This window comes from Staphylococcus rostri (assembly GCF_002902145.1).
GTDB classification, from domain to species: domain Bacteria; phylum Bacillota; class Bacilli; order Staphylococcales; family Staphylococcaceae; genus Staphylococcus; species Staphylococcus rostri.
Window position 1 is genome coordinate 1 of the sequence record NZ_PPRF01000165.1, and the last position, 404, is coordinate 404.

Genomic DNA, 404 nt, shown 5'->3' on the forward strand with positions numbered 1-404 from the left:
GATGTATATGGCTTTTTCAATGATACAAAATATTTCTCAAGAGAATATAATTAATGATAATGAATTTTATAGAGTTAATAATGTTGTCATTCAATTACATGACAAAGTTGATGAAATCCTAAGCGAAAATAGTAATCATGAAACTTATGAAGTAATGAATGCTTTAAACAATAATTTTATTGAAAATTCTGTCAACTTTAACGACGAGGTATTCCATTCCGTTTTTGTTAATTTTAATAAAAACAGAGAGCTTATCCAACAAGAGCTTTATAACGAAAAATTAGATATAGAAAATTTGAATAAGGTATTTAAGATTAGAGAAAAAATGGGGAAAAGAATATTAAAGAACTTAGATATATCTAATATAGAGAATGCAATTAATTTTAATAACAATGTTTATATAG

1 protein-coding gene is annotated in these 404 nt (G+C 23.5%); it reads left to right on the forward strand.

The features are described from left to right. Positions 1–19: 19 nt before the first annotated feature. A partial coding sequence (locus CD122_RS11705; protein WP_142381215.1) for a hypothetical protein occupies positions 20–404 on the forward strand: 385 nt, incomplete at its 3' end.